The organism is Streptomyces sp. NPDC040610 (assembly GCF_055594065.1).
Map to the genome: position 1 here is coordinate 1 of NZ_JBVIXA010000010.1, position 16932 is coordinate 16932.

At 72.9% G+C, this 16932-nt stretch carries 17 protein-coding genes; 9 read left to right on the forward strand and 8 right to left on the reverse strand.

The annotated features are described in order from the left end of the window. Positions 1 to 126: 126 nt before the first annotated feature. Positions 127 to 1014, reverse strand: coding sequence for an NAD(P)-dependent oxidoreductase (locus ACZ6AA_RS29430; RefSeq protein WP_471460832.1), 888 nt, complete (start codon positions 1012 to 1014; stop codon positions 127 to 129). 267 nt (positions 1015 to 1281) lie between these two features. Here ACZ6AA_RS29430 and ACZ6AA_RS29435 point away from each other — a divergent pair, with 267 nt between their 5' ends. Further along, positions 1282 to 1842 (forward strand): TetR/AcrR family transcriptional regulator, encoded by a 561-nt coding sequence (locus ACZ6AA_RS29435; RefSeq protein WP_468484184.1) that lies wholly within the window; start codon positions 1282 to 1284, stop codon positions 1840 to 1842. 77 nt (positions 1843 to 1919) lie between these two features. Here the strand turns inward: ACZ6AA_RS29435 and ACZ6AA_RS29440 are convergent, their stop codons facing one another. Together ACZ6AA_RS29440 and ACZ6AA_RS29445 are read right to left on the reverse strand one after the other, a co-directional pair. Continuing rightward, positions 1920 to 3137, reverse strand: a complete 1218-nt coding sequence (locus ACZ6AA_RS29440) for an MAB_1171c family putative transporter (RefSeq protein ID WP_468456659.1) — start codon at positions 3135 to 3137, stop codon at positions 1920 to 1922. After that, entirely contained in the window at positions 3137 to 3769 is a 633-nt protein-coding gene (locus ACZ6AA_RS29445; protein WP_468456661.1) for a hypothetical protein, read from the reverse strand. Before ACZ6AA_RS29445 ends, ACZ6AA_RS29440 begins: the two co-directional genes overlap by 1 nt. 451 nt (positions 3770 to 4220) lie before the next feature. Between ACZ6AA_RS29445 and ACZ6AA_RS29450 the strand changes: the two genes are divergently transcribed. The 4 genes from ACZ6AA_RS29450 to ACZ6AA_RS29465 all read left to right on the forward strand — a co-directional run bounded on the left by ACZ6AA_RS29450 (position 4221) and on the right by ACZ6AA_RS29465 (position 8367). After that, entirely contained in the window at positions 4221 to 4886 is a 666-nt protein-coding gene (locus ACZ6AA_RS29450) for a hypothetical protein (RefSeq protein WP_468456662.1), read from the forward strand. Positions 4887 to 5609: 723 nt separating this feature from the next. Next, positions 5610 to 6062, forward strand: a complete 453-nt coding sequence (locus tag ACZ6AA_RS29455; RefSeq protein WP_380849991.1) for an NUDIX domain-containing protein — start codon at positions 5610 to 5612, stop codon at positions 6060 to 6062. 401 nt (positions 6063 to 6463) lie between these two features. Beyond that, entirely contained in the window at positions 6464 to 7435 is a 972-nt protein-coding gene (locus ACZ6AA_RS29460; protein WP_468456664.1) for a helix-turn-helix transcriptional regulator, read from the forward strand. Positions 7436 to 7473: 38 nt separating this feature from the next. Next, positions 7474 to 8367 carry a dioxygenase family protein gene (locus ACZ6AA_RS29465; RefSeq protein WP_468456666.1) on the forward strand — a complete coding sequence of 298 codons (894 nt, stop codon included), beginning with the start codon at positions 7474 to 7476 and terminating at the stop codon, positions 8365 to 8367. A 146-nt stretch (positions 8368 to 8513) separates the two neighbouring features. Here ACZ6AA_RS29465 and ACZ6AA_RS29470 read toward each other — a convergent pair whose 3' ends face one another. Continuing rightward, the gene (locus ACZ6AA_RS29470; protein WP_468484179.1) at positions 8514 to 9488 is read right to left on the reverse strand and encodes an MsnO8 family LLM class oxidoreductase; all 975 of its coding nucleotides are present in this window, start codon (positions 9486 to 9488) and stop codon (positions 8514 to 8516) included. Positions 9489 to 9714: 226 nt separating this feature from the next. Between ACZ6AA_RS29470 and ACZ6AA_RS29475 the strand changes: the two genes are divergently transcribed. Beyond that, positions 9715 to 10620 (forward strand): glycoside hydrolase family 16 protein, encoded by a 906-nt coding sequence (locus tag ACZ6AA_RS29475; RefSeq protein WP_468456670.1) that lies wholly within the window; start codon positions 9715 to 9717, stop codon positions 10618 to 10620. 67 nt (positions 10621 to 10687) lie between these two features. Here the strand turns inward: ACZ6AA_RS29475 and ACZ6AA_RS29480 are convergent, their stop codons facing one another. Then, positions 10688 to 10915: a hypothetical protein gene (locus ACZ6AA_RS29480; RefSeq protein WP_471460842.1), complete on the reverse strand. Its 228-nt coding sequence runs from the start codon at positions 10913 to 10915 to the stop codon at positions 10688 to 10690. A 95-nt stretch (positions 10916 to 11010) separates the two neighbouring features. Here ACZ6AA_RS29480 and ACZ6AA_RS29485 point away from each other — a divergent pair, with 95 nt between their 5' ends. Continuing rightward, positions 11011 to 11139 carry a hypothetical protein gene (locus ACZ6AA_RS29485; RefSeq protein ID WP_468456672.1) on the forward strand — a complete coding sequence of 43 codons (129 nt, stop codon included), beginning with the start codon at positions 11011 to 11013 and terminating at the stop codon, positions 11137 to 11139. Positions 11140 to 11426: 287 nt separating this feature from the next. Here ACZ6AA_RS29485 and ACZ6AA_RS29490 read toward each other — a convergent pair whose 3' ends face one another. Further along, positions 11427 to 11951 carry a luciferase domain-containing protein gene (locus ACZ6AA_RS29490; protein WP_468456674.1) on the reverse strand — a complete coding sequence of 175 codons (525 nt, stop codon included), beginning with the start codon at positions 11949 to 11951 and terminating at the stop codon, positions 11427 to 11429. Between the two features lie 299 nt (positions 11952 to 12250). Here ACZ6AA_RS29490 and ACZ6AA_RS29495 point away from each other — a divergent pair, with 299 nt between their 5' ends. Next, positions 12251 to 13711, forward strand: coding sequence for a PepSY-associated TM helix domain-containing protein (locus ACZ6AA_RS29495; protein WP_471460846.1), 1461 nt, complete (start codon positions 12251 to 12253; stop codon positions 13709 to 13711). A 94-nt stretch (positions 13712 to 13805) separates the two neighbouring features. Here ACZ6AA_RS29495 and ACZ6AA_RS29500 read toward each other — a convergent pair whose 3' ends face one another. Together ACZ6AA_RS29500 and ACZ6AA_RS29505 are read right to left on the reverse strand one after the other, a co-directional pair. After that, positions 13806 to 14552 (reverse strand): chitinase, encoded by a 747-nt coding sequence (locus ACZ6AA_RS29500; RefSeq protein ID WP_468456678.1) that lies wholly within the window; start codon positions 14550 to 14552, stop codon positions 13806 to 13808. Positions 14553 to 14850: 298 nt separating this feature from the next. After that, positions 14851 to 16254 carry an InlB B-repeat-containing protein gene (locus ACZ6AA_RS29505; RefSeq protein ID WP_468456680.1) on the reverse strand — a complete coding sequence of 468 codons (1404 nt, stop codon included), beginning with the start codon at positions 16252 to 16254 and terminating at the stop codon, positions 14851 to 14853. 344 nt (positions 16255 to 16598) lie between these two features. Here ACZ6AA_RS29505 and ACZ6AA_RS29510 point away from each other — a divergent pair, with 344 nt between their 5' ends. Next, complete coding sequence (locus ACZ6AA_RS29510) at positions 16599 to 16880, forward strand: glycoside hydrolase family 88 protein (RefSeq protein ID WP_471461396.1); 282 nt, start codon at positions 16599 to 16601, stop codon at positions 16878 to 16880. Positions 16881 to 16932: the final 52 nt, after the last annotated feature.

Consider the following 16932-nt stretch of genomic DNA (forward strand, 5'->3'; position numbering starts at 1 on the left):
CCACCCCCCCCCTTCCCCCCCCCCCCCCCCTCCCCCCCCCCCCCCCTCCTCCCCCCCCCCCCCCCCCCCGTCCGCATGTCCGCCGTCCGCTGTCCGGACGACCCGGTACCGGGCCCGATGCCCCAGCTACCCGGCCGCGCCCAGGGCGTCCGTGCGGGCCTCGATCGCCCGCAGCACCGCGACCATGTCCTCGCCCCCGTGCCCCAGCGCCACCGTGTCGGCGAACAGCGAGTGGCAGACGTCGAGCAGCGGCGAGGCCACACCGGAGGCCCGCGCCGCTTCCGCGACCAGCCGGTTGTTCGTCAGTACGTCCAGTGCCGCGGCCTGCACGCCGAAGTCCCGGGCGAGCAGCTTGGGCGCCTTCATCCGGGAGACGCCGCTCGCCATCGGTCCGGCGTCGAGCACGTCGAGGAACAGCTTCGTGTCCAGGCCCTGGCGCTCCGCGAAGTGGAACGACTCCGAGAGACCCGTGACCGTGGTGATCAGGAACAGGTTCACCGCCAGCTTCATCAGGAGCGCGCCCGGCACCGATCCGCACAGGAACGTCTCCCGGCACATGGGCGCGACCAACGGCCGCACCTCGGCCACGTCCCGCTCCGCGCCCGCCAGCATCGCCACCAGAAGCCCCGCCTCGGCGGGCTCCCGCGACCCCGACACCGGCGCCTCCACATACCTCCCGCCCGCCGCCCGCACCTCGGCGCCGAGCGCGCGCGAGTACTCCGGCGAGGTCGTCCCCATGTGCACGACCGTGTGCCCCGCGACCCGGGCGCCGAACGCCGGGGTGTCACGGCCGAGCGTCGCGTCGATCGCGGCGCCGCCGGCCAGCATGAGGATGACGACGGGAGCCTTCTCGAACACCTCGTCCACGTCCACCGCCACCCGCGCCCCGGCGTCGCGCAGCGGCGCGCACCGGGCGGCGGTGCGGTTCCAGACGATCAACTCCGCCCCGGACCGCGCGAGCCGGAGCGCCATGGGTTGCCCCATGACACCCAGACCAAGAAACCCCACGTCCATCCCGAACTCCCGTCCCCGAACGTCGAGGCCGTGCGGCCGAGGTCATCGGCCAGGCCGTCTATGACAGCCGTCATAGTAGCGGGGGAAGTACGGTGCGGCACAGGAGAGTTCGTGCGGGGAGTGGATCACCGTCGACGAGGTGCCCGGTCCGTGTGCGAGGTGCCGGGTCCGCGTACGACGTGAGAGGTTCGCGTACGACGTGACGCGTGAGGTGGAGGCGAGGGCGTGACCGCAGGTGAGGTGTCCGGGCGGGGGCCGCGTGAGCGCATGGTGTTCAGCGCGGCCCAGTTGCTGCGCCGGGGAGGCGTCGGCGCCACCGGCATGCGGGACGTGGTCGAGCACGCGCGGGCGCCGCGCGGCTCGCTCCAGCACTACTTCCCCGGGGGCAAGGAGCAACTGGTCAACGAGGCCGTGGAGTGGGCGGGCCGGTACGCGGCGAGCCGTGTCGCACGGTTCGTGGCGGGGCTGCCCGAGCCGACGCCGAGCGGGCTGTTCGCCGCGATGGTGCGCCAGTGGACGGACGAGCTCGCGGCGGCGGGCGAGACGTCCGGCTGCCCGGTCGTCGCGGCCGTCGTGGACCGCGCCGGTACGAGCGAGTCCACGCGGCAGGCCGCCGCGGCGGCGTTCGCCACCTGGACCCGCCCGGTGGCCGTGGCGCTCGCCGACATGGGAGTGCCGCCCGCCCGCGCCGAAGCGCTCGCCACGGTCATGATCAGCGCGGTGGAGGGCGCCCTCCTGATCGCCCGCGCCGAAGGGGACGTACGCGCGCTGACGACCGTGGCACAGGAACTCGGCCCGCTCCTGGACGGTGCGGTCGTCAGGACCTGAGCCGACCCGCCGCAGCCGCATACAGGGGCCGGGCCCGCCGCACCCGGACTCCCGCCCCTCCGGCCCTGCGCCCCGCCCTACCCCCGTACCTCCGAAGCCGCCATCCGTCGCGCGTGCACCAGCGCCTCCAGCACCACCGGATGGCCGAGGTGGCGCGCGACCAGCACCAGATGGTCGCGTTCCGCGGCGGCGGGCACGTCCTCCCCGGGCAGCGCCGCAAGGAGCATGTCGGTGTCGGCGGGCGGCAGCCCCCGGCCGCGCGCATCGGCGGCGTACAGCAGGGTCGCCGCCGCCTGTGCCGCCACGACGTCGAAGCCGACAAAGCCGCGCCGCGCGAGCTGGTCGACGGCCCGGGCGGGCGCGCTGCTCATCCAGGGGCTCAGGCTGCGGGCGCCGTCACGGATCTCGACGAGCCTGCGGGACAGGGCGATCCGGGTGTCCCAGCCGCCCCAGAGGAGGCCGGGGGCGAGGACGAGCTGAGGGTCGGCGCGCACGACCGTCTGCCACAGCGGGCGCAGGGCCTGGTAGTCGCGCCGCTCCCGCCTGCGCGCGACGACCGACAGACGGACCAGGCTGTAGTTGGCGACGAGGCCGCTGACGGCGGTGGTCAGCCACGCGGCCTCGGCGAAGCCCTCCAGGGGCAGGCCGCCCGCCGCACCGGCCATCGCGGTGAGGACGCACAGGACATGGAGCAGGTCGAGGGCGACGGCCAGCGCGAACTCACGGACGCATCGCCGCAGTTCGGGAGTGAGCCGGGGGCTCGGAGAGGCCAGCAGCGCGCGGCAGCGCCGCACGGTCGTCAGGACGACGGCGGTCACCATGGCGAGGTACACGAGGTGGAACGCCACGACGTCCGGGCTGTGCACGTAGTCCGGGGCGAAGAGAAGGGGACGCGCCTCGCCGCCCGGGTCGGCCCGGGCGTAGAGGGCCGTCATGGCGACGACCGTGGCCGCGTAGAACGGGGCCCAGGCGAGGAGCGTGCGGTGCGGGGCGCCGCCCGTGCGCCGCCCGGGATGCCACAGCACCGACATCAGATGGGCGTGGCCGACGCACAGCAGCCCCACGACGTTCGTGAGCAGGGCGGACAGATGGGGTGCGCCGAACGCGGTGTCGACGGCGCGGTACACGGCGGGCGTGGCCAGCAGGAAGATGACGCTCGCGAGGAACAGGGACGACGCGGAGACCTTGAGCAGGACCGCGGGTTCGCGCCGGGCGGCGAGCGCCTTGCCGGTGGCCAGGAACAGGGCGACGGCGGCGGCGGTGAGGCCGACCGCCGTCAGGGTCGCGTGCCACATCACAGGTCGGAGCGCCGGTTGGCGAAGGACGCGAGGGGCGCGGTGTGACCGCCGTCGTCATCGAGGGACAGCAACAGCATGCCGACGGTGGCGAACACCTCCGCCGACCACTCCTCGTCCTCCTCGTAGCCGGTGCGCAGTCGCACGGGCCGGGTCAGCACCTCCCGCACCACGTCGGCGGGGAGCGAGGGCAGCTGCTCGGCGACGAGGTGCGGCTCCAGGAGGTCGCAGGCCGTGACGGCGTACGGATCGGAGTCCGCGGGGTTGGAGCCGAGCAGGTGGTAGAGCTCGTGCAACAGGACGTGCAGCCCTTGGCGTTCGCTGGTGTTGGCGGTGATGACGATGGTGTCCTCGGCTTCGCCCTGGACGCAGAACCCGCTGATGTGCGGGGGCAGGGGCAGCTTCTGGACGGTGATGGTCCGGCCGCGCTCGTGGGCGACGGTGTCGAGGAGCGTCTGCAGCCCCTGGCCGGGCCGCAGTCCGAGGTCGTCGTGGATGATGCGGATGGCCCGCCGCCGCGCCCTCGCCCAGGCACGGCGCTTGCGCACGGCGGAGCGGATGCGGTGCGAGGCGTCGGCGACACGCGCCCGGCCGTTGTGGCGCCACACGGCAGGGGCGCCGACGGTCGGCACGGGTCAGCTCTCCCGGCTCGGTCCGGTGCCGGTCCGGGCGCGCCCGGCGCCCGGTGGTGGCACGGCTCTTGGGGCGGGTCGAGCCCGTCGTGCCGTCGCCGCTCTTCGTTCCGGTTCCGCGAGACACGGGACCTGTGCCCGTGTGCTGGCGCCTCTCATAGGCCGTTCACGCTCCCCGCTCCCTACGTGACGGGCGTGTGCCCGCTGACCTGCGCAGGGACAGTACCAGGCCGGTGACGTAACGGTTCGGCGGTACCGCGTGTCAGTCAACGGACTGCTGCGGTCCGGAGTTTGGACCGCGGTGCTGGTCGGGCGGTGGTTGGGCCCGGAAGCCGAACACTGTACGGCCGGAACCTGTGTCAACAATTGAAGACGGCGCTGGCCGGGGAGGGTTGAGGCGGATACTCTCAGGGCGCCCCAACGAGTTCCGTGGCCCCATGGAGACCTTCAGGTGAACGCAGCCGACCACCAACCGGCGCCCGGACACGAGATCGCCCGTCTCCTCGCCGACGTGGACGCCTACGCCCTGCGTCTTGGCACCTCACGCGGCCGCCTGCTGGATGTCGTGCTCATCTCCCGCGCGACCGGCATCGAGCCCGAGCGGGTGCGGGCCCTGCTCGCGGGTGAACTCCCCGAGGAGGAGCCCCGGGAGAAGAACGCGCGCGAGGGCTTCCGCAAGGCCCTGTTCCAGCAGCGCCTGCGCTTCCTGCAGCGGACCCGGCTCAAGGAGACCCCCGCGGGCAAGGAGCCGTACGGCCTCAGGGAGATCTCGCGGGCGACGGGCATCTCGGCGCAGCACGTGTCGAACCTGCTCAACGGCGAACGCGGCGCGAACCACGACCACGCGGCCCGCCTTGAGCTCTTCTTCCGGGCGCCGGAGGGCTTCTGCTCCCGCACCGAGGGCGCCGCGCTGATCGCGTATCTGCGCCGGATGGTCAACGAGGACCTGCCGAAACTCGCCACGCGCGCGGTCCTCCAGGAACTCGGCGCGCGCTCGGTGGCCTTGCGCAGCACGGCCGACGGCGCCCAGATCGACACGCTGCGGGACCTGCTCCCGGCCCTGGACGAACTGGTCAAGGTGATTCAGGGGCGTAAGCAAGGTGATTCGGGGGCGTAAGGCGGGCGGGGGTCCGGAGGGCGGCGGAGGGCGTCCGTGGCGCGGGTTCGCTACGCGCGTTGTGGTGCAGGGAGAACAGTGAGGCGGCGCCTTCGCGGGTTCATTCGAGGCGCACGCCCATGACATGCGTCGTTCTCAATCGTTGACACCGCCTGTGATAGTGCATCAGGATCTGTCTCACGCCAGGGCCGGGGGCAGGCCGGCTCTGACGGGGAACGAAGCCTGCCCGGATGTTCCATTCGTCCGCATGACCTGATTTCGGGCTTCCCGCGTGGGGGCGGGGGAAGCCCGACGACGAGTCATCGGTCCTGCTCATGCCCCGATCGGCCTTCGTGCCGCGTCGCCGTACGCTGGGTGCCCGCCCAACTGCGCCGTCGTTCTCGGGGATTGGTCGGCCCCTGCGAATGGAACGAGCGTTTCGTCAGGTGATGCCAGGACCGTCGTGGCCCGTACCGGGGCCGCGGTGGGGCGGGGAGGAGCGATCAACCGGTGACGACACCAATCGGCACCCCGAGCTCCTTGGTGGTGCGGCCCGAGGAAAGACAGCGGTCACGGTCCCGAACGGGACGAAGGGAACCCCTGCCCGGGGGAGCCCGCCGCTGCCGGGAGCGAGCGACGCCCGTCCTCGCTTCCACTGGGCGGGGGTGGGGCCCCTGCTCGCCGAACCATCTGATCCTGATGAGCCGTGCTCACGCCATGACGGGGCTAATTCAGGAAGATGCCATGGATGCTACTGCTACGTCCCTAGCCGCTTCGGCAGGGGCCATCATCGCCGATGAGCATGGCGATGTACTGATGGTGAACCCGATGTACACGGCCTACTGGAACCTTCCCGGTGGTCATGTCGAGGCGGGGGAGAGCCCGAGCGCCGCCTGCGCCCGGGAAGTCCGTGCGGAGCTGGGTCTGGACGTCGAGATGGGGGACCTGCTCGTGGTCGCCTGGGTCGACTCCGACGGCTTGATGCCCCGCGTGTACTACATCTTCGACGCCGGAGAGGTCACCGCCGAGCAACGGCGTGCCATCACGCTGCGGGAGGACGGCGCGGGGCAGTACCGCTTCGCGTCCCCGGAGCGGATCGACGCGTCGCTGATCCCGCCGTTCGTCAAGCCCATGTGGGAGGCGGCGCTCACGGCCCGCAAGGACAAGCGGCTCGTGTGCATCGAAGTGGAGGTGTGAACAGCGTGACCGCTCACGCCAGGTGAGCGGGGAGCGGGGGAGAGGACGACAGACGAACGAACGAGAAGCGCGGGAGAGATCCGAGCCGACCGGTCCCTGTCCCGATGCCTCACCCTCGCGCAGGACCAGGAGCCGCCGCCCCGCCCGGGCGGCGGCTCCGCCCGTGTGCGGACAACGCAACACCGTTCAGCCCGGTCTTAACGCTTTCCTGTCGACAGGACGAGCCGCCCGCCTCCCGGGCCCGGCGCGGGCGCCCAACTTGGCCTGAGAACAGGTGGGTGCGCGCTCCCGCCCATGCCATCGTGGACCATCGAATGGTATGGACCTGACAAGTCCGTCCGGGTCGCGCGCCGCCACGGCGAGCGGCGCGCGCGGGCGGTGTCGGTGAGGGGAGCGTACGCATGCGCGGGTCGACGGTCTTGCCCGGTACGAGTCACGGAAACGGCAGCCATCCCGGAGCGGGCGGCCTGCCGATCCACCGCCTCGAGGTGCCGATGCCCAACACGCTGCCCTTCGCCATCGGCACCTTCGACACCATCGGCCCGATGTCCCGGGCCTCCTTCCCGCACCGGCACACCTTCCACGAGATCGTGCTCGTCACCGGCGGCACCGGCAGCCACGTCGTCGACCTGACCCGCTTCACCCTGCGCCCGCCCCACCTGTGCTTCATCGCGCCCGGGCAGGTGCACTACTGGGACGGCGTCCGGGGGCTGGAGGGCTGCGTCGTCGTGTTCACCGACGACTTCCTCCTTGAGCACCCCGCCGACCGCGCCCTGCTGCGCCGCCTCGGCCGCCGCCCCTGGCTCGAACTGCCCGAGCGGGACGCGGAGTGGGCCGCGCGCCTCGTCGCCGAGATGGACCACGAGTACCGCACCGGCGCCGAGGGCTTCGGCGGTGTCCTGCGCGCACTCCTCCACATCCTCGTGGTGCGCGCCGGGCGCCTCCCCGCCCCCGGCCGGCCGCACCCGCACGGCGTCCCGGCTCCCGAGGCCGCCCGCCCCGCCCCCGCGGCCGCCCAGTTCGTCGCCCTGGTGAGCACGCCCCGCGCGCTGCCCTGGTCCGTGCGCGACTGCGCCGGACACCTCGGGGTCTCGGTGAGCCACCTCAACGAGGCGGTGAAGGCCGCCATGGGGCGCACCCCCGGCGAGCTGCTCCGCCAGGCCCGGGTGCACGAGGCGAAGCGCCTGCTCGCCTGCACCGATTTGACGGTCCGTCAGGTCGCGGACCGGGTGGGCTTCGCCGACCCCGCGTACTTCTGCCGCTTCTTCCGCCGCGAGACCGGCGCCACTCCCGGCGACTTCCGCCGTGGCGGTGGCGATATTCACCACGACCACCGCATTGCGTCCATCGCCCCGCCCGGGCCCGCCGCATAGCTTCTTAGCCGATCCCCACCCCCCACCCAGGAGGAGCGATGGACGGCGACACGCCCACCAACGGGCACGACCTCAGCGAACAGCCCTCCGGCCCCCCGACCCCCGAGCCCGCGGACCCGGCCCCGCGCGCCCCGCGCCCCGGCCCGAGTCGCAAGACGGTGCTCCGCGCCGCCCTGGCCGCGGGTGTCGCGGCGCCGGTGGCGATGATGGGCGTGCCCGCGCTCGCCCGCACCAGCGCGGGCAGCGGCAAGGCCCCCGAGGTCACCCCGTCCTGCGACGACGGCGACGACCCGACACCACCCCAGACGGAGGGCCCGTACTTCAAACCCAACTCGCCCCGGCGCACCTCGCTCATCGAACCCGGCACCCAGGGCACCCGACTCACCGTCACCGGCTACGTGTTCGGTCTGGCCTGCCTGCCGATCCCGCAGGTGCTCCTCGACTTCTGGCAGGCCGACGCCCGCGGCGCCTACGACAACGTGGGCTTCCGGATGCGCGGACACCAGTTCACCGACGCCCGCGGCGCGTTCACGCTCACCACGATCTTCCCCGGCCTCTACCCCGGCCGCACCCGCCACCTGCACGTGAAACTGCAGGCCCCCGGCCGCCCGGTCCTCACCACCCAGCTCTACTTCCCCAACGAGCCGCGCAACAACACCGACCCGATCTTCGACGCCCGGCTGCTCATGAACGTCCGGGACGTCGGCAACACCAAGGAGGCCGACTTCGACTTCGTCCTGCGGGTGCCCCAGACACCCTCACCGACCGACCCCCCGACCCAACCGCCGGGCGGCACCTGGGCCGTCGGCACCGGCTACAAGGTCGGCGACCGCGTCACCCACGACAGCCGCGCCTACGTCTGCCTCCAGGGCCACACGGCCCAGCGCGGCTGGGAGCCCCCGTCGGCGCCGTCGCTGTGGCGCGCGGTCTGACGCACCCCCGGTGATCACGCGGCGAAGCGGACCGCCCGGGGGTCATGACCTGCCCCACGGCTCCGGGCTCTGTGCCGAGGGTCGCTTCTGAGACGTACGAGCGTGACGCGGCGGCCCGGGTGATCCGGGCCGCCGCGTCCGTGCGGTCACGCGCGGCGCACGATGTCGCGTACGAGGGCGAAGGAACGGTGGCGGTCGGGGGTGCTGTGGACGGGCGTGACGGTCATCAGCTCGTCGGCGCCCGTGGCCTCGACCACACGGGTCAGCGCGGCCTCGACCGCCTCGCGCGTGCCGCGGGCCTGCTGGCCGGTGAACGCCGCGAGCGCCTGCTCCTCCTCGGCGGTGAACCGGTGGGCGGCCGCGGCGGCGGGAGTGGGGAACGGCTGCTCGCCCTGGCCCTTGAGAAGCCCCGCCTTGATGACGTCCATGGGCCTCGCCAGCTCGGCGGCCCGCTCCTCGGTGTCCGCGCACACCGTCTCGACGCACACCAGGACGCGCGGGGCGGCGCTCCAGCGCGAGGGCCGGAAGGCGTCCCGGTAGCGCTTCAGGGCCGCGAGGGTGTTGTCGGGCCGGATGTGGTGCGCGAACGCGATCGGCAGGCCCAGCGAGGCGGCGAGTTCGGCGCCCGCGTCGCTGGACGCGAGCAGCCAGGGCTCGGGCAGTTCACCGATGCCGACGTCGAGCAGGTGGTCCAGGGTCGCCGCCACGTCGCGGCGGTACTCGTCGTCGGTGGTGGGGTCGGCGCCGCGGCGCAGCGCCCGGGCCGTGGGCTCGTGGAAGGTGCCGGGTCCGCGCCCGATGCCGAGGTCGATGCGGTCGGGGTGCAGGGTGGCGAGCGTCGCGAACTGCTCGGCGATGGTGATGGGAGCATGGTTCGGGGCGAGGACGCCGCCGGAGCCGAGCCGGAGGCCGGGCGTGGTGGCGGCGGTGTGGGCGGCGAGGAGCGCCGGCGGGAAGGCGCCGATCGCGGGTGACTGGTGGTGCTCGGCGAACCACAGCCGGTGGTAGCCGAGGCGGCTCAACTCCTGCGCGCTGCGCCGGCAGTTGGCCAGTGCGTCGGCGGGGGTGGTGCCGGATTCGACGATGGACACCTCTAGGGCGGAGAGCGGAAGATCGATCACTCCGCCAGGATAGGCCGGGCCCCGGGCGGGCCTCCGGGGGGCCGTCCGCACACCTCGGCCGTGTGGACACGCGCCGCGCGGGCCGCCGGAGCAGAGCCGCGCCTCCCGGCGTGTGCATCCGCCGACCCCCACCGCGCTCTGGCCATTTCCTCTCCGCACGGCAAGGATGCGTGGCCCCCAGGGCGACGCACCGCGCCAGGGGCCGGACGGGAGGAAAGGCACCGCGATGGGCACACACGCAGCGCCGCGCACCCGCAGACCCACACTGTTCGCCGCCGTCGGCGCCACGCTCCTCGCGGCCCTGCTCGGCATCCCGCGCGCGGACGGCGCGCCGCGCTCGGCCGACCTCTGCCGCACCACGGGCACCGGACTGCCACGCGGCGACTGCGGCCCGTTCTGGCAGGTCCTCGCGGAGGACTTCGACGGCGACCGGGTGCCGCTCGGGTCGTTCAGGGACTGCGACCACCACGTCGACACCTCCGCCGCGTACTGCGGCGGGCTTCGCGGCTCGTACCGCGACAACTGGTGGGCGTACCCGACGGGGTGGCGCGACACCGCCAACGACCGGGACCGTTCCGTCGTCGGCGTCTACCACCCCGAGGACACGGTGAGCGTGGGCCCTGCGCAGAACGGCGACGGGCGCATGCGCATCCGGATGTGGCGGCCCGACGACGGCGGGCCCGTGCACGCGGCGGCCGTCGTACCGCGGGCCGTGATGCAGATGAAGTACGGCAAGTACAGCGCGCGCATCAAGGTCACCGATCTGGCGCCCGGCTACAAGTCGGCGTGGCTGCACTACGGCGGTGGCTGCGAGATGGACCACCCCGAGGGCGAGTGGACGGGCTCCCTCAGCGCCTTCCACCATCCGTGCGGCGGCGGCGAACAGGGCTCGTTCCAGGGCGCCGACGACTGGACCGAGTGGCACACCGTGTCGACGGAGTGGACGCCCGGCCACGTCCGCTTCTTCGTCGACGGCCGCCAGGTGGGCCACGACACCCGTGACGTACCGGACCGCCCGCTGTCCTGGGTGCTGCAGAACGAGAGCGCCTTGGAGGGGCCGACGGCGGCGCCGGGCAGCAGCGCGCAGCTGGAGGTCACATGGGTCGCGGCGTACGCGTACGGCTGGAGGTGAGGCGGCACCGTCCGCGCCGCGCCGTCCCGGGGGTGTCGGGCGCGGCGCGGACGGGTGCGGGTGCCGGTCAGTCCCAGCGGTAGCCGTCGCCGAAGTTCAGGGTGTGCTCGAGCACGTCCTCCATCGGGTCGTCGATCTGGCCGGTGTTGATCAGCCCGATGACGGGGCCGTTGTGGGAGCCGCTGTGGTGGGTCTCGTCGGCGTGTGCCGCGCCCGTCGACAGGGCGAACGGCACGGCACACATCGCTGCCACCAGTACCCCGCGGGCGGCCTTGCGCGTCCAACTGCTCTTCACTGCGTGCTCCTTGATCCCTCGCCCTGCCGGAGCCGCGCACCACCCGGCGGGGAGGCGTCGGCGCCCGGGAGAACAGCCGTCCCGACCGTCTCACGGTGCTCAACATCGGCCCCGGCCACGAAGTCACCGACGATCATACGAACGTGTCGGTCGGCGTTCTGGTCCACTGCGGCGTGAACGGCTTGGGCATCCTTGGGCTGCGGCGTTCGGCGCGGATGGCGTGAAGTCGATGCTCCGTCCGTGGACGCGCGGAGCGTGACGGGCCGCCGGAGCGGGAGGGTGCCTCAAACGGCGCGTTGCGGGGGCGCGGGGGAGTGCTGTCCGGCGCGGGTCGGGTCGGGGCGGGGCGTGCTCGGACAGGCCGGGGTGCCCGGATCGCCGGGGGCCCGGGCATGAGTGAGCGCCCGGGCGGAGTGGACCGCCGGGCGCGGTGGACGGCCGGACGCGGCGCGGCGTGGGCGGCCCGACGACCCGGCGGGTCCCGTGCCGTCGTCGACTGCCCGCGCGGGCCTCAGTGGCCGTGCGGGATGAGCCGGCCCACCGCCCTCCATGTCGCGAGGATGCCGCGACGTTCGACGTCGGGCGGTCCGGCCGGGGCGGGGACCTTGGCCGCCGGCTGCCGGAACGCGAGCGGTTCCCAGTCGCACGGCGGGGCGGGGGAGTGGGCGAACGCGCCGCCCCGTCCCGCGCGGTCCGCCGCGGCGAGGTCGTCGTCGTGCGCCTTGAGCCCGACGCTGACGAACGTCAGCAGGAGCGCGACGTCGATGTCGCAGTCGAGGAGCACGGTGATCCACGACGCCCCGGGGCGCACCCGGATCGCGGAGCTGTGGGCCAGCTGCGGGCGCAGCCGGTCGACGGCCGCGCGGGTCAGGCACACGTCGGCCGCCCCGTCGGAGTGGAAGTGGACGATGTCGTAGCCCGTCGCTCCCGGCGCCCCCACGATCCCGAAGGAGCGTCCGACAGCGCACCGGGCAGAGCCACTTACGAGGTTCGGCCACGACTCCAGCTCGGTCATGGCGCGTTGTGCCGCGGTCATAGGTGCCATCGTCGCGCGGATTTCACCCTGCCAACTACCCCTGTTCACGCATCGCTTGGTGATGAATGCGCTTCTCGGCCACCCCATCTCAAATGAAGATCGCGAGGTCACATCGTCGCCCGGCCCGCCGCGCCGCCCGAACGGGGGCGCCGTGGCCGAGCGCCCGATGACGCCCTCAGGCGTGACGCACGTTACAGAGCCTTCCGGGAACTCCCTCTCCCGCCCGCTCGACCCTTGGACCGGCCAGGTCACCACCCGACCGGGCCCGCACCACCGTCCGGCACCCAGGAGAGCACGTCATGCCCGCCGCACCCCCCGCCCCCGCCTCCGTCGACGGGCCACCGGCTCCCCCACCGGACCCCTCCCCACGGCGCTCCGCCCTGGCCCCGCTCCGGCCGCTCGTGTTGCGCCTGCACTTCTACGCCGGTGTGCTCATCGCCCCGTTCCTGTTGGTCGCCGCGGTGACGGGGCTGTTGTACGCCGGTTCGTACACGGCCGAGAAGATCGTGTACGCCGATGAGCTGACCGTCCCCGTCGGCGATCGAAAGCTGCCCGTGGCGCGCCAGGTCGCCGCGGCCCGCGAGGCCCATCCCCAGGGCGAGGTCAGCGCGGTCCGACCGGCGCCCGGGGACGGGGAGACCACCCGGGTCCTGCTGTCGGGCGTCCCGGGCGTGGACCCCGAGCGCACCCTCGCCGTGTTCGTGAACCCCTACACCGGCGAGGTGCGCGGCGCCCTCGAGCAGTACGGTTCCAGCGGCGCGCTGCCGCTGCGCACCTGGGTCGCCGAGCTCCACCGCGATCTGCACCTGGGCGAGCCGGGCCGTCTCTACAGCGAGATCGCCGCGAGCTGGCTGTGGGTGCTCGCCGGTGGCGGCCTGGTGCTGTGGTTCGGGCGACGCCGGGCCCGCCGCAAGGTGCGGGGCGCGACGGGCCGCCGCCGCACGCTGACCCTGCACGGAACGGTGGGCGTGTGGACGGCCGCCGGGCTGATCTTCCTGTCGGCGACGGGGCTCACGTGGTCGGCGTACGCGGGTGAGAGCATCGCCGACCTGCGCGAGGCCGTCGGGCAGACGACGCCGACGGTGTCGACGAGCCTGGCGGGCGCGGGGGAGTCCGGCGGCCCGGCCGGGGGAGAGCACGCCGAGCACGGCGGGGGCGCCTCCGGTGGTGCGGGCGCGTCGGGCACGGCGGGCGACGGGAAGGACGTCGGCATCGACGCCGCGCTCGCGGCGGCCCGTGACCGGGGGATCTCCGGTCCGGTGGAGGTCGTGCCGCCGGCCGACGCCTCGTCCGCGTACGTCGTCAAGGAGATCCAGCGCGGAATCCCCGGGAAGCAGGACTCGGCCGCCGTCGATCCGACGTCAGGGAAGGTCGTCGACGTACTCAGGTTCGACGACTATCCGGTGCTCGCCAAGCTCACGCGGTGGGGGATCGACGCGCACAGCGGCACCCTGTTCGGCCTCGCCAACCAGGTGCTCCTCGGCGCCGTCGCCGTCGGTCTCGTCCTGCTGATCGTGTGGGGCTATCGGATGTGGTGGCAGCGCGGCCGGGGCAGTGCCTTCGGGCGTCCGCTGCCGCGCGGGGCCTGGCAGCACGTTCCGGCGTACGTCCTGGTGCCGCTGATGGCAGGGGTCGCGGTGCTCGGCTACTTCGTGCCGCTCCTGGGGATCCCGCTGGTGGCGTTCCTGGCCGTGGACATCGTGCTGGGGGAGATCGCCTACCGGCGCGGGAAGCGCAGCTACGGACCCGCCGGGGCCTGAACCCGAGTGGTTCCGGCGGCGCGGACGTGCCGCCCGAAGCCGTGAAGCGTCGGCGGCCGTCAGTGGCCGCCGACGCTTCGGCGTTCGGGGGCGCTCAGCAGCTCAGATTGCCGCCGGGGTCGACACCGAGGACCTGCGTGAAGGCCTTGTACTTGTCGATGCGGCTCTGCACCTGGCCCGGGTTGCCGCCGTCGCACTCCAGGCTGCCGTTGATGGCGCGGATGGTCTCGCCGAATCCGGCGCCGTTGACCATGGCGTTGTGCGGGGTCATGGTGCCGGGGCCGTTCTGGGTGTTCCAGTACCAAAGGCCCGTCTTCCAGGCGACGGCCGCGTCGTTCTGCACCAGGTCGGGGTTGTTCAGCAGGTCGATGCCGAGTGCGTCGCCCGCGGCCTTGTAGTTGAAGTTCCAGCTGAGCTGGATGGGGCCGCGGCCGTAGTACTTGTCGTTGCCCGCCGGGCAGCCGTAGGGCTGGGTCTTGTCGCAGTAGTGCGGGTAGTTCGCCTGGTTCTGCTCCACGATGTGGACCAGGCCGCCGGTCTCGTGGCTGACGTTGGCGAGGAAGGCGGCGGCCTCCTGCTTGCGGACGGTGTCGCTGCCGGTGTTCGTGAAGCCCGGGTAGGCGCTGAGGGCCGCCGTGAGGCCGTTGTACGTGTAGAAGGGATTCCGGCTCGGGAACATCTGGTTGAACTGGGACTCGCTGACGATGAACGCCGCGGCCGCCTTGCCGGACGAAGACGTGTCGGCCTTGTCCGTCTTGTCGGCCGACGCCGGAGACGCGAACGTCAGCAGCGCGGCGGCGGACGCGGTGGCGGTCAGTAGTCCGAGTATGCGAGATCGCATGGCTCACTCCATGGGGGGACGCCGAAGAGCGGCGGTGTGAAGTGCGGATGTGGGGTTCGGTCCGCGTGCCGGAGCGCGGGCCGCCGTGGGCCGGACGGTGGGTGTGGGCAGCCAAGTGCCCGCCGGACAACGGGATTCCGCTTCGTTGGACTAGACCATACCGATAGCCGTGTCCGCGTCAAGGGTGTGAACGGAGTGCGCCTTGGGGCTCGTTCGCGTCGGTGGCTGCGCGCACGTCCATCGAGCCCTCTGGCTCGGACGCCCGCGCAGCCCTGACGGTGGCGACGTGACGGTGAGTTCAGTTCCGTGTGAAGACGGCGCTGAGGGTGTAGGGACGGTCCATGGTCATCGTCACGTGCTCGTCGGTGATGTTGTGGCGCCTGCCATCGACGATCCAGGCGCTGACCTGGTAGCCGGGCGCGGGCCTGGCGGTGACGGCGACGGTGGTGCCGGGAGCGTAGGGGCCGTGGACGGCGGGGCGGATCGTGCCGTTCGGGCTGGATCCGAGGGTGAGCCGGTACCGGGGGCGATTCACCTTCAGGGTCCGGTAGTCGGCGACGATGGGGGCGGTCAGCCGGGCCAGAGCGGCGTTGTTGTTGTCCGCGTCGCCGAGGGGCTGGCCGTCGACGGTGTTCTCGGTGTTGGAGTACTGGTTGACCGGACTGCACGGGCGGCCGCAGTTCTCGGCGTACGCCATCAAGGTGTGGTAGTCGCGGCGCGGAGTGATCCAGCCGGTGCCGTAGGGGGCGTTGAGCAGGTGCTGGTACCCGCCGGGGAGCTGTTTGTCGAGCGTGGTCCGGTCGTGGAACAGCGCGAGGTTGTGGCCCAGTTCGTGCCCGAGGTTGTACCAGTCGACGAGGGACTGGACGTCGACGGCGGAGTAGGCCAGCTCGCTGTCCATTCGGCCCTGCGTGGGCAGGCTGGCCTGTCCGGAGGAGCCGTTGGGGACGTCGTTGACGACGGTGACGAGATCGACGCCCAGTTGCTCGCGGTAGCGGTGCGCCGTCGCGCCGAGGAGGGGGTCCCGGGGGTCGGAGAGTCTGTTGAGCATGGCAGCGGCCGTCTGGTCGCCCCAGTACTGGGTGTTGTAGCTGCCGACGATGTCGATGCTGGCCGCGATGTTGCTGTCTGCCAGGGCCTGGTTCATGTAGGACTCGGCGAGCCGGAGCCGGGCCAGCATGGCCTGCTCGCTGCCGAGGCGGCGTACGGCGGGCGGGGTGTACCCGGCGAGGACATCGATGACGACGGGGTTGGCGGGGTCGGCGGGCGCACGGTTCTTGAGGGAGTCGTGCAGCTTCCGCGCGGCGTCCTTGCCGAGGACGGCGTTGTCGGGCTTGGGGCGGCGGCGCGCGCCCGGATCCTCCTCCGTGATCCGGACCCGCGGCTGCTTTCCGGGCAGGGTGGTGAGGTGGTAGGCGCGCGTCTCCAGGTCGATCAGCGCGTCGACGGCGGGCGGTACGTCCCCTTTGGCGGGCGGGCACACATGACTCGCGGAGATCACCGCCAGGTCCTCCGGTGCCCCCTTCACGTGGCCGGTCCACGTGACGGTGTTCCCGTCGGCTTCGCGGCCGTCCTGGACGACGGTGACGCGGACGTCGGGAAAGAACTCGAGCGTGTGCTCGTCGGCCTGGCTGAAGCCGCCGGAACCGCACAGCCACTGGTAGTCGGCGGCATCGAGGTCGACGGTGCGTTCCCGCAGCACGTCCTTCTCTTTCGCGGGCGGTCCAGGGGCCGCCGACCGGGGCACGGCACCGGCCTCGGCCGGGACAAGGGACAGGGCGGTGGCACAGGCCAAGGCCGGCCAGACGGTGGCGCGAAGGCGCAGTCGTTGCGTCGAGAACATGGCGCAGCCGTTCCACTGCACCGGTACGGGGCAAGCGAACGTCGTCCTCACATCACCCGAGCGCACCGGGCTCGGCACTCACATGGCCGCTGTTCGGGGGCATCCATGCCGCCAGTTCGACCCGCAGTCCGGACGCGAGGGCAGCGGGGAGCCCGTTCCCACTCTCCCTGCCGAGGTCCGGCACGCTCGCCGACCCCGCCCATCTGCCCGGGCCGGAGACCAGCGGCACGGCCTTCTTCGTCCACGGCACGGCGTACGCGGTGGCGGCCCGGCTGGTCGACGCGGCGACACATCTGCCGGTGGCCGCGCGGGCGTGGAACGGGATGGTCGCCACCGCCGTGCACCCGGACGGCTTCCTCGGCTTCGTCCAGAAGGTCGGCGACCGGCCGGAGTCCAGCCGGCCCGTGACGTACGAGAGCACCGCGGACTTCGGCGTGGGGGCCTTCCTGCTCGCGGGGACGGAGCTGGCCCGGCTCGCGCGCTGAGGAACTGGCCTGGGGCGCCGGTGCTTTGTGCCGGGAACGCGATCGCCGGGTG

Bases quoted from the DNA above. Each gene is read 5' to 3' on its own strand.
- ACZ6AA_RS29490 (WP_468456674.1), bottom strand. From the start codon at position 11,951: ATGACCGCGGCACAACGCGCCATGACCGAGCTGGAGTCGTGGCCGAAC.
- ACZ6AA_RS29430 (WP_471460832.1), bottom strand. From the start codon at position 1,014: ATGGACGTGGGGTTTCTTGGTCTGGGTGTCATGGGGCAACCCATGGCG.
- ACZ6AA_RS29465 (WP_468456666.1), top strand. From the start codon at position 7,474: ATGGACGGCGACACGCCCACCAACGGGCACGACCTCAGCGAACAGCCC.
- ACZ6AA_RS29500 (WP_468456678.1), bottom strand. From the start codon at position 14,552: ATGCGATCTCGCATACTCGGACTACTGACCGCCACCGCGTCCGCCGCC.
- ACZ6AA_RS29460 (WP_468456664.1), top strand. From the start codon at position 6,464: ATGCGCGGGTCGACGGTCTTGCCCGGTACGAGTCACGGAAACGGCAGC.
- ACZ6AA_RS29495 (WP_471460846.1), top strand. From the start codon at position 12,251: ATGCCCGCCGCACCCCCCGCCCCCGCCTCCGTCGACGGGCCACCGGCT.
- ACZ6AA_RS29435 (WP_468484184.1), top strand. From the start codon at position 1,282: ATGGTGTTCAGCGCGGCCCAGTTGCTGCGCCGGGGAGGCGTCGGCGCC.
- ACZ6AA_RS29475 (WP_468456670.1), top strand. From the start codon at position 9,715: ATGGGCACACACGCAGCGCCGCGCACCCGCAGACCCACACTGTTCGCC.
- ACZ6AA_RS29440 (WP_468456659.1), bottom strand. From the start codon at position 3,137: ATGTGGCACGCGACCCTGACGGCGGTCGGCCTCACCGCCGCCGCCGTC.
- ACZ6AA_RS29455 (WP_380849991.1), top strand. From the start codon at position 5,610: ATGGATGCTACTGCTACGTCCCTAGCCGCTTCGGCAGGGGCCATCATC.